At 49.7% G+C, this 15167-nt stretch carries 10 protein-coding genes; 5 read left to right on the forward strand and 5 right to left on the reverse strand.

Going from position 1 to position 15167, the window contains the following annotated elements:
* The first annotated feature begins 508 nt into the window (after positions 1-508).
* Positions 509-4177 carry a pyruvate:ferredoxin (flavodoxin) oxidoreductase gene (nifJ, locus tag G451_RS0124735; RefSeq protein WP_027186336.1) on the forward strand — a complete coding sequence of 1223 codons (3669 nt, stop codon included), beginning with the start codon at positions 509-511 and terminating at the stop codon, positions 4175-4177.
* 170 nt (positions 4178-4347) lie between these two features.
* Here the strand turns inward: nifJ and G451_RS33345 are convergent, their stop codons facing one another.
* Both G451_RS33345 and G451_RS0124745 read right to left on the reverse strand, forming a co-directional pair.
* Positions 4348-5385: a GGDEF domain-containing protein gene (locus G451_RS33345; protein ID WP_051261880.1), complete on the reverse strand. Its 1038-nt coding sequence runs from the start codon at positions 5383-5385 to the stop codon at positions 4348-4350.
* A gap of 3 nt (positions 5386-5388) precedes the next feature.
* Positions 5389-5910 carry a V4R domain-containing protein gene (locus tag G451_RS0124745; protein ID WP_027186337.1) on the reverse strand — a complete coding sequence of 174 codons (522 nt, stop codon included), beginning with the start codon at positions 5908-5910 and terminating at the stop codon, positions 5389-5391.
* 293 nt (positions 5911-6203) lie between these two features.
* On the opposite strand from G451_RS0124745, the gene G451_RS0124750 reads away from it, so the two are divergent.
* The 3 genes from G451_RS0124750 (at position 6204) to G451_RS0124760 (ending at position 8891) form a co-directional block, all read left to right on the forward strand.
* Positions 6204-6647 (forward strand): 4Fe-4S dicluster domain-containing protein, encoded by a 444-nt coding sequence (locus G451_RS0124750; RefSeq protein WP_027186338.1) that lies wholly within the window; start codon positions 6204-6206, stop codon positions 6645-6647.
* Positions 6634-8391 (forward strand): aldehyde ferredoxin oxidoreductase N-terminal domain-containing protein, encoded by a 1758-nt coding sequence (locus G451_RS0124755; RefSeq protein WP_027186339.1) that lies wholly within the window; start codon positions 6634-6636, stop codon positions 8389-8391. The genes G451_RS0124750 and G451_RS0124755 overlap by 14 nt, the downstream gene beginning before the upstream one ends.
* Before the next feature lie 164 nt (positions 8392-8555).
* Positions 8556-8891 (forward strand): hypothetical protein, encoded by a 336-nt coding sequence (locus G451_RS0124760; protein ID WP_156921815.1) that lies wholly within the window; start codon positions 8556-8558, stop codon positions 8889-8891.
* 83 nt (positions 8892-8974) lie between these two features.
* Here G451_RS0124760 and G451_RS0124765 read toward each other — a convergent pair whose 3' ends face one another.
* Positions 8975-9991: a zinc-dependent alcohol dehydrogenase family protein gene (locus G451_RS0124765; protein ID WP_027186341.1), complete on the reverse strand. Its 1017-nt coding sequence runs from the start codon at positions 9989-9991 to the stop codon at positions 8975-8977.
* Between the two features lie 288 nt (positions 9992-10279).
* Between G451_RS0124765 and G451_RS31595 the strand changes: the two genes are divergently transcribed.
* Positions 10280-11239: a DUF1835 domain-containing protein gene (locus tag G451_RS31595; RefSeq protein ID WP_051261881.1), complete on the forward strand. Its 960-nt coding sequence runs from the start codon at positions 10280-10282 to the stop codon at positions 11237-11239.
* Between the two features lie 135 nt (positions 11240-11374).
* Here G451_RS31595 and G451_RS33350 read toward each other — a convergent pair whose 3' ends face one another.
* Positions 11375-13942 carry a sensor histidine kinase gene (locus G451_RS33350; RefSeq protein WP_169727938.1) on the reverse strand — a complete coding sequence of 856 codons (2568 nt, stop codon included), beginning with the start codon at positions 13940-13942 and terminating at the stop codon, positions 11375-11377.
* Entirely contained in the window at positions 13885-15048 is a 1164-nt protein-coding gene (locus G451_RS0124780) for an ABC transporter substrate-binding protein (RefSeq protein ID WP_027186342.1), read from the reverse strand. The genes G451_RS33350 and G451_RS0124780 overlap by 58 nt, the downstream gene beginning before the upstream one ends.
* Between the last annotated feature and the right edge of the window lie 119 nt (positions 15049-15167).

Here is a 15167-nt window from a genome sequence, read left to right on the forward strand (position 1 = left end):
TTTTCAAATAAAAAGAACTCAGGAAAACCCTGATTTTTCTTTCAAACAGCATTCATTGCTCACGAGACAAAGATTATCAGCAAGTTTATTTAAAAAACAACATGTTACTTTAAATACTCTCAACGAAGAAGCAAACGTCACTCTCTCGAATTTCATCGTGTGCTTTGCACCGCTCAAAAGCCTATTTCTACCATTCGCCAAAAAAATCACTCTACATCTTGCTTTTTTCCCGTGATTTGGCATGGAGTGTGGTGAGTCTGGCCGTGCGCAGAATCGCCAACAGGACTGGTGAATTTGACGTGATTGCAGATGTTCGGGTGTGAGGCGATCATGTTACTGTGCCAAGTCCGAGAAAGACGGCATTCTGTGGGCTGACCGTCGTGCCAATTTTTTTTGCTGTTTCTTTTTACCCCGTCGTGGCCGGGGTCTGTGAAATCACACTGTATTGGTTGCCCAAGACAAAAATGAAACGTTTTGGGCGACACAAGAACACGCAAAGGAGCGTACCATGGCTAAAAAGATGAAAACCATGGACGGCAACCAGGCCGCCGCCTATGTCGGCTATGCCTTAAGTGAAGCTGCCGCCATTTACCCCATCACTCCGTCGTCGCCGATGGCCGAGCATTGCGATGAATGGGGCGTTGCCGGGGTAAAAAACATTTTCGGCCAAACAACACCGGTCGAAGAAATGCAGTCCGAGGCGGGTGCGGCTGGAGCCGTCCACGGCTCGCTGGCAGCCGGGGCGCTCACGACGACATTTACCGCCTCTCAAGGCTTGTTGCTCATGATCCCCAATATGTACAAGATCGCGGGCGAACTTCTCCCCGGCGTTTTCCACGTTGCCGCCCGCGCCTTGGCCACCCACGCGCTCTCGATTTTTGGCGATCACGGTGACGTTATGGCCTGCCGTGCCACCGGGTTTGCCATGCTTTCCTCGGCATCGGTCCAGGAATGTATCGACCTCGGCCTGGTGTCGCATCTGGCCGCCATTGAATCGAGCGTCCCCTTTGTTCACTTTTTCGACGGGTTCAGAACGTCGCACGAAATTCAAAAAGTCGAACTCATCGACTATGATGACATGGCCAAGCTCATGCCCATGGACAAAGTCGACGAGTTCAAATACCGCGCGCTCAACCCCGAACATCCTCATATTCGAGGAACGGCGCAAAACCCGGACATCTACTTTCAAGGCCGTGAAGCCGCGAACCCCTATTATCTCGCCGTGCCGCGCATTGTTCGCAAATACATGCGCGAAGTCGGCAAACTGACCGGTCGCTCGTACAATCTCTTTGACTACGTCGGCGACCCCGAAGCCGATCGCGTCATCATTGCCATGGCATCGTCCTGCGAAACCATCGAAGAAGTCGTCAACCACATGGTTGATGACGGCGAGCGTGTCGGTCTGGTCAAAGTCCGCCTATTCCGTCCCTTCGATGCCGATGCCCTGCTTGCTGCCGTGCCGGCAACGACCGAATGTGTGACCGTTCTGGAACGCACCAAAGAACCGGGTGCACTGGCCGATCCGCTCTACCTCGACGTCGCGGCAAGCTATCTCAAGCTGGGTCAGGCTCCACGCTTGCTTGGTGGTCGATATGGCTTGGGTTCCAAGGAATTTACACCCAACATGGTGGCGGCCGTATTTGAAAACATGCTGGGCACGAAACCGAAAAACCATTTCACCGTGGGCATCATCGACGATGTGACCGAAACATCACTCGACATCGGGCCGGCTTTCGACACCACGCCGGAAGGTACCGTGCAGTGCAAATTCTGGGGATTTGGTTCAGACGGTACTGTCGGCGCCAATAAGCAAGCCATCAAGATCATTGGCGACAACACCAATATGTACGCGCAGGCCTATTTCTCCTACGATTCGAAAAAATCAGGGGGGGTCACGGTCTCGCATTTGCGCTTTGGTTCTTCGCCGATTCAGTCCACCTACCTTGTTCAGTCGCCGGATTACGTTGCCTGCCACAAACCGAGCTACATTCACTTGTACGACGTGCTCGAAGGCATTCAGGACGGTGGTTCGTTCGTGCTCAATTCGCATTGGACCGAAGAAGACATGGAAACGCAACTTCCGGCCCATATGCGTCGCACCATTGCCCGCAAGAAACTGAAATTCTACAATATCGATGCCGTCAGCCTGGCAGAAAAAGTCGGCTTGGGTGGTCGCATCAACATGATCATGCAGACCGCCTTCTTCAAGGTGGCCAACGTCATCCCCTTTGAACAGGCCATGGCCTTGCTCAAAGATTCCATCAAAGCCACTTACGGCCGTAAAGGCGACAAGATCGTCAACATGAACATTCAGGCCGTGGACAGCGCTCTGGAGGGCTTGGCCCAGATCGACTACCCGGATTCTTGGAAAGACGCCGTAGATACGCCGGTGGAAGCCAAAGCCGAACCGGAATTTATCGCCAATGTGGTGAAACCGATTCTTGCACTCAAGGGCGACGAATTACCGGTTTCCGTGTTCGATCCGGACGGCCGCTTCCCCGTGGGAACGACGCAGTATGAAAAGCGTGGCGTTGCTATCAACGTGCCCGAATGGATCGCGGACAACTGCATTCAATGCAACCAATGCGCCTTTGTCTGCCCACACAGCGCCCTGCGTCCAGTTCTTGCTTCCGATGACGAACTCACGAAAGCACCAGACAGCTTCAAGACACTGCCGGCCACAGGGAAAGAACTCAAAGGACTGCATTTCCGCTTGCAAGTGAACAGCCTCGACTGCATGGGGTGCGGCAACTGCGCCGACATTTGCCCGGCCAAGGAAAAAGCCCTGGTCATGAAACCCATTGATACCCAAACCGACGAACAAGTGCCCAACTACGACTTTGCCGAGACCGTCACCTACAAGGACGACCTCATGAAGCGCGAATCCTTCAAGGGCAGTCAGTTCCAGCAATCGCTGTTCGAATTCTCGGGTGCGTGCGCCGGTTGTGGCGAAACACCATACGTCAAAGTGCTGACCCAGCTGTTCGGCGAACGAATGATCATCGCCAACGCCACGGGCTGTTCCTCGATTTGGGGCGCATCGGCACCGTCTATGCCATACACGGCAAACAAAGACGGTCACGGCCCGGCGTGGGGGAACTCGCTGTTCGAAGACGCGGCGGAATATGGCTACGGCATGCTCATGTCGGTGGACACGCAACGCAAGCGCCTGGCCAGCCTGGTTGATGAAGCTATTACCCACGTTTCCATGCCGGACGAACTGAAAGCCGCACTGAGCGATTGGCTCCACAACAAAGATTCTGCCACGGCGTCACGACAATACGGGGATGCGATCAAAAACATGTTGTGTAAAACCGGTTGCATGCCGCCACTCTTGCGAGAAATCACCCAAATGGCCGACTTGTTCACCAAGAAATCCGTGTGGTGTTTCGGTGGTGATGGTTGGGCCTACGATATCGGCTTCGGCGGTTTGGATCACGTGTTGGCATCAGGCAAAGACATCAACATCTTCGTCATGGATACGGAAGTGTATTCCAACACGGGCGGTCAGGCGTCCAAAGCAACCCCGACCGGATCAGTGGCCCAATTCGCCGCTTCGGGCAAGAAAGCCGCCAAGAAAGATCTGGGTCGCATCGCCATGACGTATGGTTATGTCTACGTGGCCTCGGTGTCCATGGGCGCGAACAAGCAACAGATGCTTAAGGCCTTCCTTGAAGCCGAAGCCTATCCTGGACCGTCTTTGATCCTGGCCTATGCTCCTTGCATCAACCAGGGAATTCGTAAAGGCATGGGCAAAACCCAGCTTGAAGAGAAGCTGGCTGTCGAGTCCGGATATTGGCCCTTGTATCGATATAATCCGGAGTTGGCCAAAGAAGGCAAAAACCCGTTTCTCCTGGAATCCAAGGTGCCGAATGGCACGCTTCAGGATTTCCTCTCCGGCGAAAACCGCTATGCTCAGCTCGAAAAGCGTATGCCCGAGCTTTCGAAAGAGTTACGTGCCAAGATCGAAGAGGAAGTCAACGAACGCTACCAGATGCTCAAACACATGGCCGATCACTATTATCAAGAAAATATCGATCCCAAGTCGATTGAACTGAAAAACGCAGGGAAGGATATCAAGGCAGGAGAAGCCTGCGACACCACGCCGACACCGGAACATGATCGTCCGGAAACGGGTGAGCCGTGCAACGAGGGTCGCAACGGAGGCGGAAAATAATCAAGAAACAAGAGGAGTGACACGCACTATTGCGCCAATAGAACGTGTCACGTCTCTATAAAGATCGGACGGCAATGCGCCGTATGCATCAATAACAAAGAACAGCGCGCTCGGACCATGAGTCTCGGGTGCGCTGTGTACATTGAAACGTACTATCGCGCGGGCCATGCTCATGGGTAGACATTCACGCAATTTCTTCCGCCTGCTTTCGCACGATACAAGGCTTCATCAGCTTGTTTACACAATATATCGACCAGGGACGAAATATCCTTCTCCGAGTCCCCGAACGTATTATATATGCTCACACCAAAGCTGGCTGTAACGAAGAATTGGAAATTCGAAAAAACAAGAGGGGGATGCTGAAAATTCAGCCGGATTCGTTCTGCCAAGGAGTATGCTGTAGCGAGATCGGTATGAGGAAGCACCACAAGAAATTCTTCACCTCCATATCGGGCTGCTACATCTCCAGGTCGCAAACAACTCTGCAAACGCTTGGCGAGTTCCTCAAGCACATAATCTCCCGCCGCATGTCCGAACTTATCATTGATACGTTTGAAATGATCGACATCCAGCATAATAAGCGAAAAAAAACTCTGCTGCTGAAGCGCCTTCTGCACTTCCTGATGTAAAACGTCGAAGAGATGACGACGATTAAAAAGATTCGTCAACGGATCCATCAGGGACATATGTCGATATCGTTCTTCACTTTCCTGAAGGCGTTTACGATTTTCTTCAAGCTGTGCAATCATGGAATTGAACGCATCAGAAAATTCGCCAAGGAAATCAACGCTCTGATTAAAATCACCTTGAGCGACCATCTGAGTCTGCCAGGTCAGGTGCTTTAAATGGGCCTGAAGTGACTTCAGTGCCCCGGCCAAATATCCTTTCACCGTCAAAGATTGGGAGAGGTCTCCCGTTGCTAACGCCATAAGAAATTCACGCACAGAAAGAACGTCTTTAATCAACGCTCGAAATGTACCGCTTTCATATTCATCTAAAACACACACCTGAGATAATTTTGAGGCATGCAACACGTCCTTGAGAATGCAGAGCATTATATCTGATTTGCAACTGATGATTTCTGAAGAACAGTAAGGAAGCATCAACTTGATGGCCTCACAGATCCGCGACAAATCATGTTCATGAAGTGCATCATCTAATATGTCTTTAGCAGTTTTGAGTTCTTCCTCTGGCCATAAATCCGACATGCATTATTCCTTTATAACCTCTGCCGTAAAGCGGCATGTCCTGTCCCCCGTACACCAGCAATCGATCTCTTTCACCCGAAACGCCTTCCCCGTGTAACTCTCCATAAGACCTGCAATAAAGCCTTCGTCATAGACACATATTTCATAATCTAGTTCAGGTAATCCTGAACAATCAAGGTCTTCGGATACCGTCAGAATAAATGAACCTGCGTCCAGGTCGGCCTTCTCGATGCGCAATATCCCGATTCCCATTTCTTTCAACATCTGCTGGAGCCTCTTCACGAACTCGGTAAAATCCGTCATGTTCCCCAAAATATGCTTATAAAACTCACATCCGGCAAGTTTTCCTGCCTGATAAAAGAGTTCATCGGTTTTTTGTGTTCCCACTTCGCGCTCTATGACATCGCGGAAAGCAAATTGCATAAGCCGATAGACCTCAAGTCGCGTCATCGGTCCCAGGTTCGGGCGCCCCAAGTCGATATCGCCTAATAATTCCCATGAAAACGCATACTTTCTATCGGCCATTTTTCTTACCTCTTTATTCAAAAAACATTTTCGATGCCTATTGTTTGGACATTTACTTCTTACTTTGTCAATCTTCGAGCCTCAAGCACATGAAGAGTTTCATTCTTTTCCATAACAATTCTATGAAATCCCCATTGGTTCATTGACATGTCTGCAAAGTTGACGCACTACATCATAAGAAGACTTTAATAATTGCGTTGCACACTAATATGATGTTGTATTGCACAGCAATTATATTGATTTTGACATAAGAAGCACTCCTTTTCTCCCTTCAATCGCTATGGAGTCCCCTCATGAAAGTACTTCGACCGAGCAGGATTGTACGGTGTATCGGATGCCATTCCTGTTCTCTTGCGTGTGCCAGAATTGTCCATAAATCATTTTCCTGGAACAAAGCAGGCATCCGTATTCGCTCAGCTGGTGGCATTTCAAGCGGTTTTCAGGCGGTCCTCTGCCTGGCCTGCAACCCGGCACCATGTGCCGAAGCGTGCCCGACCGGGGCCATGACACCGCGCAAAAACGGCGGAGGCGTCATTCATAAAGACAGTGTTTGTATTCGGTGTGGAAAATGCGCGGCAGCATGTCCCGTGAACGCCATTTATCTCGACGAAACCAACTCTCCATTTGTTTGCATTCACTGTGGTCGGTGCATCCCGTTTTGCCCGCACGACTGCCTGGAACTCGCCGAAGAAACAGAGACCGCCTCATGTACGGAGGGCTGCTATGTCGAGAAGTGATACATTTCGCGTCCTGATTGTCGACCTCAGTACCGGCAAAGGGCGGTTTACGAACTTTGGCGATCGCTCTGTCTGGTGTGGAGGTTCAGGCTTGGCCACAGCACTCTTTGCGAAATATGGACGCCCAGACGAAGATGCATTCCACCCCGACCAGCCTCTTATTTTCGCCATAGGCACGCTCAACGGATACTTCCCGCTCATGAGTAAAACCGTATGCGGATTCAAATCGCCGTATACCGGGCATTTCGCCGAATCACACGGTGGCGGTCGCTCTTCCTTGGCCTTACGATTTGCCGGTTTGGACGCGCTTGTCTTTATTGGGAAAGCCAAAAAACCATGCCTCGTCGAAGTGGGCTCAAAACGGCTTAATGTCATGGATGCACATTTCCTTTGGGGTGCCGATGTAGATACAACCGGAAAACTCGTTCGAAAGATGTCCAAAGCGGCTTCAGGACACCGCACCATGTTTCGCATTGGGCCGGCCGGGGAACACAAAATGCATTACGCATGCATCAATATTGATACCTATCGTCATTTTGGACGACTGGGGTGCGGCGCAGTCATGGGCGCCAAAAACCTCAAAGCCGTTATCGTACAGGGTGATGCCGATCTTGAACTCCCCGAAAAGAGCAAAGAGTATGTTTCGCTTTTCAATAAACTCTATGAGGACGTCACCAGCACCCAGATGATGCAGAAATATCACAATCTGGGAACGCCAGTGAACGTTATGCCGCTCAATGAACTCAAATCGCTTCCTTGGCGCAACATGCAGGCGACGCACGACGACGATGCCACCAAAATCTCCGGTGAAACCTTCGCTTCGGACGTGCTTATGCACAACAGCGCCTGTTCAGGCTGCCCGGTCGGATGCATTCATATCGGCATGGTACGCAAGATGTTTGCCGAAGATCATCGCTTTGAAATCCGCAAAGTCTCATACGACCACGAACCGAACTTTGCGGCCGGCCCCATGCTCGGAGTGACCAATCCCACCGATGTCCTTGCGATTATCGATCGATGTGAGTTGGAAGGGATGGATATCATTAGCGCAGGTGTGGCGCTGGCGTGGGCAACCGAAGCGACCGAGAAAGGTCTCATCTCAGAGAAAGAAACCATGACGAGACTCACATTCGGTGACGCCGATGCCTACATCAAAGCCATGTATCACCTGGGGCACCAGGAAAATGATTTCTACCGTGTTCTCGGACAAGGAGCACTCGTCGCAGCCAAAACGTATGGAGGCGAGGAATTTGCGTGTGTACTCGGTCAGGAAATGGCTGGCTACGGCACCGGCGAAACCTATTTTGTGGGACAAACCCTTGGTTTTCGCCATGCTCACCTCGACACGGGGGGCTATTCCTACGACCAAAAACATAAAGAAGAAGACATCGACAAAACCATCGCATTCTATATTGACGATGAAAAAGGTCGGGTCCTTCTCACTAGCCTCGTTGCTTGTCTGTTTGCCCGTGGTGTCTACAAGGATGAACTCATCGCCGAATGCTTTAAAACACTCGGCTACGATGACATGGCAGACAATCTGGATTCGATGGCCGACCATATCCGAAACGCCCGTTGGAACGAGAAAATCAAATGTGGGTTCAATCCGCATACAACGCACATTCCCAAACGCTTTGCTGAAATCACAACCTGGAAAGGACCAGTTAACCCCGACTATATGGAACGACTTCGTCTCGCGTACGCGGACGCCATCGTTGCTATGGCCAAAAAGATAGATCCGTAACCAAGACCTCCCAATATCATACCAACCGTAGTACATAACAAGTATACTACGGTTGGTATGATTCCGTATTGCCTACTCTCCCCCATTTCACGCTCAAATCCTCCTTGACATACACCGGAAGTACAATGTTATGGTTTATAAAAATGATTTATGGTGGTGAAAATATGAGTCGTTTATTCTCTGCATGCTTCGTCGTTGTTGTCTGCTGTATTATAGCACTTCCATCTCATGCGTTCCGTGTCGTCAGGGCCATGGGGAGTCTCCCTGTTGACAGGGAAGGAATGGAAGCAATCCATGGTCAACTCGTAAGAACCAATCTTAATGCATCCAGCACAAAAGTCATTGTCCGTATGGAAAAGGCCAAAGGGCAATATGAATGCAATGTTTCTGTCACAGCAGGAGTAGGGACTGCGGTACAGGGAAAAACGTTTCATGGAACCAGCGTTTCTCCCGATACGGCAGCATGTGTCGAACTCGCAGTACAAAACGCATTGCAATAGCCTTTTTATTTGCTTTGTATTTGAAATAACACGACGCCAATCAGTGGGAATAAAGATTGACGTCGTTTATTTTGTTTCAAAGCTTACGAATCTTGGATGGCGACAACAACTTTTCCCTTGTGTTGCCCTGACGCAAGAAACGCATAAGCCTTGTGGACTTCGTCGAACGGGAAGATACGATCAACATAAGGCCGTACGTCATAACGCCCCATAAATTTCCCCAACTCATCTAATATTTGTCGCGATCCAACGTAAATTCCATCTAAGCGAGCAGATTTAGCAAGAAGAGGGAAAGGATTGATGGCACCATCTTTTCCTGTCAGCACGCCAATATAGGCAATGTGTCCCCCCATAGCGAGACATTCCATAGACATGGCAAGCGTCCCGACACCACCGACTTCGACGACGTGATCCACTCCACGACCATCCGTCAGCGTTTTCACGGCATTGGGCCAATCAGGATTCGTCTTGTAATTGATCACATCGTGAGCCCCCTGATGCAACAGCCATGCTGCCTTGGTGTCGTCACTTGTCGTCGCGATAACTCGAGCCCCAAGCGCTGAAGCGATACGTATGGCATAAAGGGAGACTCCGCCCGAGCCCAGTGTCAAGACGGTTTGGCCGGGGAGCAAATCCCCCCGAGCAACGAGAGCATTATAGGCGGTGACACCAGCGCATGGTAATGTCGCGGCCTCCACATCGGCAAGATGATGCGGCGCTGGAACAAGAGCATGTTCCGGGAGCACAACCTCTTCTGCCAAAACGCCATCGACATTCCCCCCCAAGTCCGATGTACATCCTTCTGGAGTCGGTTTGCCTGATGTCCAATCACGAAAGAAGCTTGTCATGACTCTGTCGCCTTTCGAAAGGCCGACAACATCAGGACCAACGCGTTTCACAATGCCAACACCGTCAGAGAATGGACGAAGCCCTTGTATTGATGACAATCCATAACGCCCTTCAGCAACAAGAAGATCCCTATAATTCAACGCAAATGCCCGCATGGACACAACAACCTGCCTGCCCGTCACTGAAGGCGTGTCGGCATCGATCATCTCTAACCGAGACAAACCAACCCCCTGAAAACGATACTCTTTCATCGTTGCCTCCTTTTCTTCCCTATACGCTTCTACGACAGGCACAGATATTGTGCAATCCAATGTCACGCATTCGTCGCCATGTTTTACACAAGACCTTGCCCGACGAAAACAACCACGTGAAATACTTCACAAATACATCATCCATTACTTGTCACTTTTTCATGGATACGGTAGGTTCCACATCCAAATGCAACCCAACTCCCTCGGGTTTCTCTCTCCGCCTTCAGGTCAATGACTCTTTAGAGTCGTATCACTGCATCCGATAGCTGTGCAAAAAGGAGACTTTCAATGCGACGTATGCATGTTCGCTGTGGTTCGGATATCCGTGATCTTCTCGATTTGGCGAGACTCGAGGGAACGTTCTTCGAATTTTCCGACCCCGTCTGCCAAGGTCCTCTGCTTGGAGTTGGTCGCGACGACTCCGTTATTGCAGCACGTTCTCATTTTCTGGCTCATGCCTACGGGTTCGACACTCCTGAGAAGGAAGAACAACGCCTGGAACAGCAATACGCTACCTTGGATCGTCTTCAAACGTTTGATGATATTGTGCTCTGGTTCGAGCATGATTTGTATGATCAGAGCATTCTCATTCGCATTCTTGCCGAATTGGCCGAGATGGACGACACTTGGCGCAAAGTCCGACTCGTCAACGTGAGCCGTTTTGTTGGCAAAGCCGGCTTCTTTGGGCTTGGCAACCTCAAACCCCGCGAACTTGCAGCATTGGAACGCGATGCGGAACCGCTCACAGCCGAAATGGTTGCCTGTGGGCTTCAAGCCTGGACAGCGTTTTGTACGTCCGATCCTGAAACCCTCTACCATTTCGCTCAATCCGAACACCCCGGCCTCCCTTGGTTGGCTGCCGCGTTAAAACGACACCTTCAGGAGTTGCCTTGGACCACAAACGGTCTCTCGTTGACCGAGCGCCGCATTCTTGAAGCCGCAGCTCAAGGCGATCCCACGCCGGTTCGAATTTTCCGTCGAAATTTTTTTGAACTGGAAAACGCCCCGTACCTTGGCGATGCCATGTTCTGGTATGTCATGCATGGTCTATCATCCACGGCAACCCCTGCCTTAACCCCGTTTGTTTCTCCATGCGATCCAATAGGCCTGACCGACTTCGGACACCAACTTCTTGCAAACAGTGCTGATTTTTTTGAATACAATACGATTGACCGTTGGTGGGGCGGGCTCCACATGACAGACGGCAGATGGCGATATAATGGGGAACGGCCAGTATTGATAGACTAAGAACACAGTGAAGAACTATCAGCCAAAAACCAAAAGACACAGTCGCGTTTACAGCGGTTCAAGACATCGTACAACCTGACAAACCGTTGCACGAAATTCATACAAACTGACTGTATCTTACAGCCCAGTATGTATTCAAACAAACACGGTATGTTCATGCTGGCCAGCCATAGGCCCATCCAGATCATGCTTTTTGGTCAACGGCAGAAGAAAATGGACAGTGCATCCTTTGCCGAGTTCAGACTCAATCCAGATGCGACCGCCATAATGTTCTACAATCTGCCGACAGATAGACAGCCCCAAGCCGGTTCCCTGACTCTTGGTTTGGCCAGGTTCAAGCGGAGCGACTTGATAGAACTTATCAAAGACACGTTTTTGATCGTCATTGGGAATGCCTGTGCCATTATCTTCGATTGCTCCACCGATCATTCCATTGGCATCCCTCCTCAGTCGAAAACAGATATTTCCTGATTGCGTGAATTTCAGTGCATTGGAAAGAAGGTTCAAAAACACTTGGCGGATGCGATCTCGATCAATGACGAGCGGTGGAACATTGTTATCCACATCAAATGTTAAATGAACGTCAGGCTTCTTCTTGAATTCTGCTTCCATGGTACGCGCTGCCAAAAAAACTTCTTCAGGCAAATGAACGAGTTCATTGCGCCATTCGCACTTCCCAGATTCTATTTTATTGAGATCTAAGAGGTCATTGATAAGCCTGGACAAACGGAGTCCTTCACTTTCAATTATCCGTAGATTTTCCAGCATAAGTTGACCACGCTGTACCAAGGTGGCATCGTTGCGGACTGCTGGTAACATATATTTCTCAAAGTGCTTCCCCGTAACCTTGGCAAACCCCAAAACCGATGTCAGCGGAGTACGTAACTCGTGCGATGCGGACGCAATAAAGGCATTTTTGAGTTCATCAAGGTGCAAGAGTTTTTTATTGGCCTCTAAAAGATCATGTGTACGCGCCGCAACCTTTTGTTCGAGTTCCTCATGAACTCGCAACATGGCTTGCTCGGCGTTCTTTTGCACGGTAACATCACTCAAGACCACCATAATGCGGGCACCTTCAGGGAGTAAAAGTTTCCGTAATCGAATTCGCGAGGGAAACTCATTCCCATCCCGACGCCGTGAAATCCAGTCATACATGACATAGTCTTGCGTCAAGGACGATTCCAGACACTTTATAGCGTCACCTTGTGTAAGTCCTCCCCCACTAATTTCCTCGATGGAAAGGGTGTGGGCTTCCTGCGCACTGTAACCAAACATCACTTCGAAATTTCGGTTAACGTCAACGATGGAGCCGTCTTCCTTATGAATCAACACAGAGTCGGGCAAAGTATCCAACAGCGATTGCAAGCGCGCTCCCGAAGCCAAAAGACGCTGTCGAGATGCTTGTAAAGCCTGGCTCATCGCATTGAACATTGAAGCAAGGTCTCCAATTTCATCGCCAGTATTCAAGAGCTCAATTTCACCGCGTTCCCCCTTGGAAATGGCTTGAGCAGCATCGGTCAAGCGAAGCAAAGGCCCGGTTATTCCCCGAGCAACAACCACGGAACCAAGCACAACGGCCAGCGTAATGCCCAATATCAATAATAAGGCGTTACGCATCTGCATCTCAATGCGCTCTGCATTGTCGACTTCGGAATATCCTAAAACAAGAGTCCACGGTCTACTTTGAATACGGGTCTTTACATTGAGACTGCTATCGCTTCCACGACCATGCAGTGCAGCTCTAAAAAATTCCGGCGCAGTCTCCGCCAACACATCGAGCGTTTGCCCTGTAACACTGACATCCGCGGCATTACTAAGCAAATGTCGACGGGTGATTAAGTTTTTTCTTGTCTCCTCATCCAGAGGAAATCCCGGTGTCAATGTTAAATCAGGTCTTGCCGTATCCACCAAACGAATGCCGTGTTCATCGAACAGTATCAGTTTAAAGTCAGACCCCTTCTCATGAGTTTTCGAACTGAGAAGTCGTTTCAGAACCACGGCATTGTAGCGAATACGGAGCACACCAAGAATTCGTCCTTCAGAGCCACGCACCGGACAACTGAAATATAACGCCGGTTGCTGTGACCAGGCCGTCAAACCAACGGTTGAAACGTATGGTAAACCCGTTTCCATGGGTTCGCGAAAATAGTCTCTGTCCGACTTCTCTGCACCAATTTCACCACCAAACGTATCGGCCACGGCCACTCCATGGCGATCCAGTAAGGCGATGGATGTAATATTGATTTCATCACGCCGCTTTAAGGACATGAGAAGAGCCATAACTTCCCGTTCTTGCTGGCTGTCAGCACGTATTGCTGCCGGTAATTCAAGAAATTTGGCAAATTGCGGTATCATGGATTCGGTACGTACCGTGGCCAGATTCGCATCGATAAAGTGGTCTAGAGCCGAAGCTGATTGCGCCAACGCGTTTTGCATGACCTGTCGGCTATTTTCCACTAGTGCCTGTGACGTGGCGTGTTGATCAAGTATAGCCAAGACACCGACAGGCACAAGCGACATCAATAAAAACGCGCTTAACAGACGAGTCTGTAAGCGAGCTCGACCATAAAAGGCACGTACTGTAAAAAGCACAGGGAAAAAAAGTAACGCCAAAGGACTGAACAACCAGAGAGGATGAGGATTCCCTAAAACGACCATGGACATAAGATAATGATAGCTAAGCACAGTAGGAGCAGATGCCACAACGACGCCCACACCCCAGACCTGCATGGAGGAGAGTTTTTTTGTGGGACGGGAGTCAGCAGAAGATGTTGCTTCTGTGCTTTGGCCTCCTCTGCCATGTACATTGTCTTCAATCTGCGCAGACATGGATTATGGAGTGCTTGTACGACGTCAATAAACTCAGGGTCAATGACTTGATCTAATGCAGGAACGCTTGTGGCATCTCCCAATCCGATAATAAATGAAATCAACTTTTCTCCAACGTTGTACAATGACAGCGGTGATTCTTTTGTGAATACCGTTTCATTATCGTCGTACGTCAATATATGACATCCTGATAAAGAAATGGATTGCTGATCAAGCCCTATCGCTTCGGCAATCAGGGCGTTTCCCTCTTCTTGGTGATCCAGCCAATACTGTTGCGCTTCAAACCATGCATCGACATACGCCTGAACATCGGCTTTGCGTTGAGCGACGACCGATCCCTGAACAGCAAAAACATCAAGAATCATTCCCGGCATGTCCGCTGTGCTAAACAATACACGATATCCTCTGTCACACGACGACGATAAATACGGCTCCCAGGTATAACCGGCTTGAATACGTTCCGGCATTGTTTCCAAAACAATCTCCGGACCGACATCCACCAGAGTTAATGCACTGCGTGGTACACCATACCGTCTCAACATTGTCACAATCAAAAACTCGCTACCGGATAATCCACCTTGAATACCAACACGTTTTCCCTTGAGATCGGTTGGCACTCTGATGTCCGGGGTTACCACAAGTCCTTCTGCTCCATCAGAATAATCTGTGGCCATGACGATTTTCATATCGGGAATGTTGATCTTCAACAGCTCATAGAACCCTGCATACGTCGCATCCAACTTTCCCGCAGCAAAATCGGAAAAAATGTCTGTATAGGTATTGTACAAAACAAGTTCCACCTTGACCCCATGTTTTGCAAAAAACCCTTTTTCTTTTGCAATAACAGCAGGGTACCAGCCGGGCCAATATACCCACCCGACTCGTAAGGCTGGCCTTTCAACCGATTCCGGTGACTGAGAACAACCAGGCACAGAAAGGGTCAATAGCACAAGAAGTAACAGATACCACCGTATCCACATGATCCTGCTCCGAAAAGATAATCTATGGTGATGATTTGTCGAAAAATACACAAAGAGGAACTTCTTGTCATCAAGGGAGTACGCATAACACGGTATTATCTTCACGATAAACCATGTTG

Origin of the sequence: Desulfovibrio inopinatus DSM 10711, from assembly GCF_000429305.1 — a bacterium.
Classification (GTDB): domain Bacteria; phylum Desulfobacterota; class Desulfovibrionia; order Desulfovibrionales; family Desulfovibrionaceae; genus Alteridesulfovibrio; species Alteridesulfovibrio inopinatus.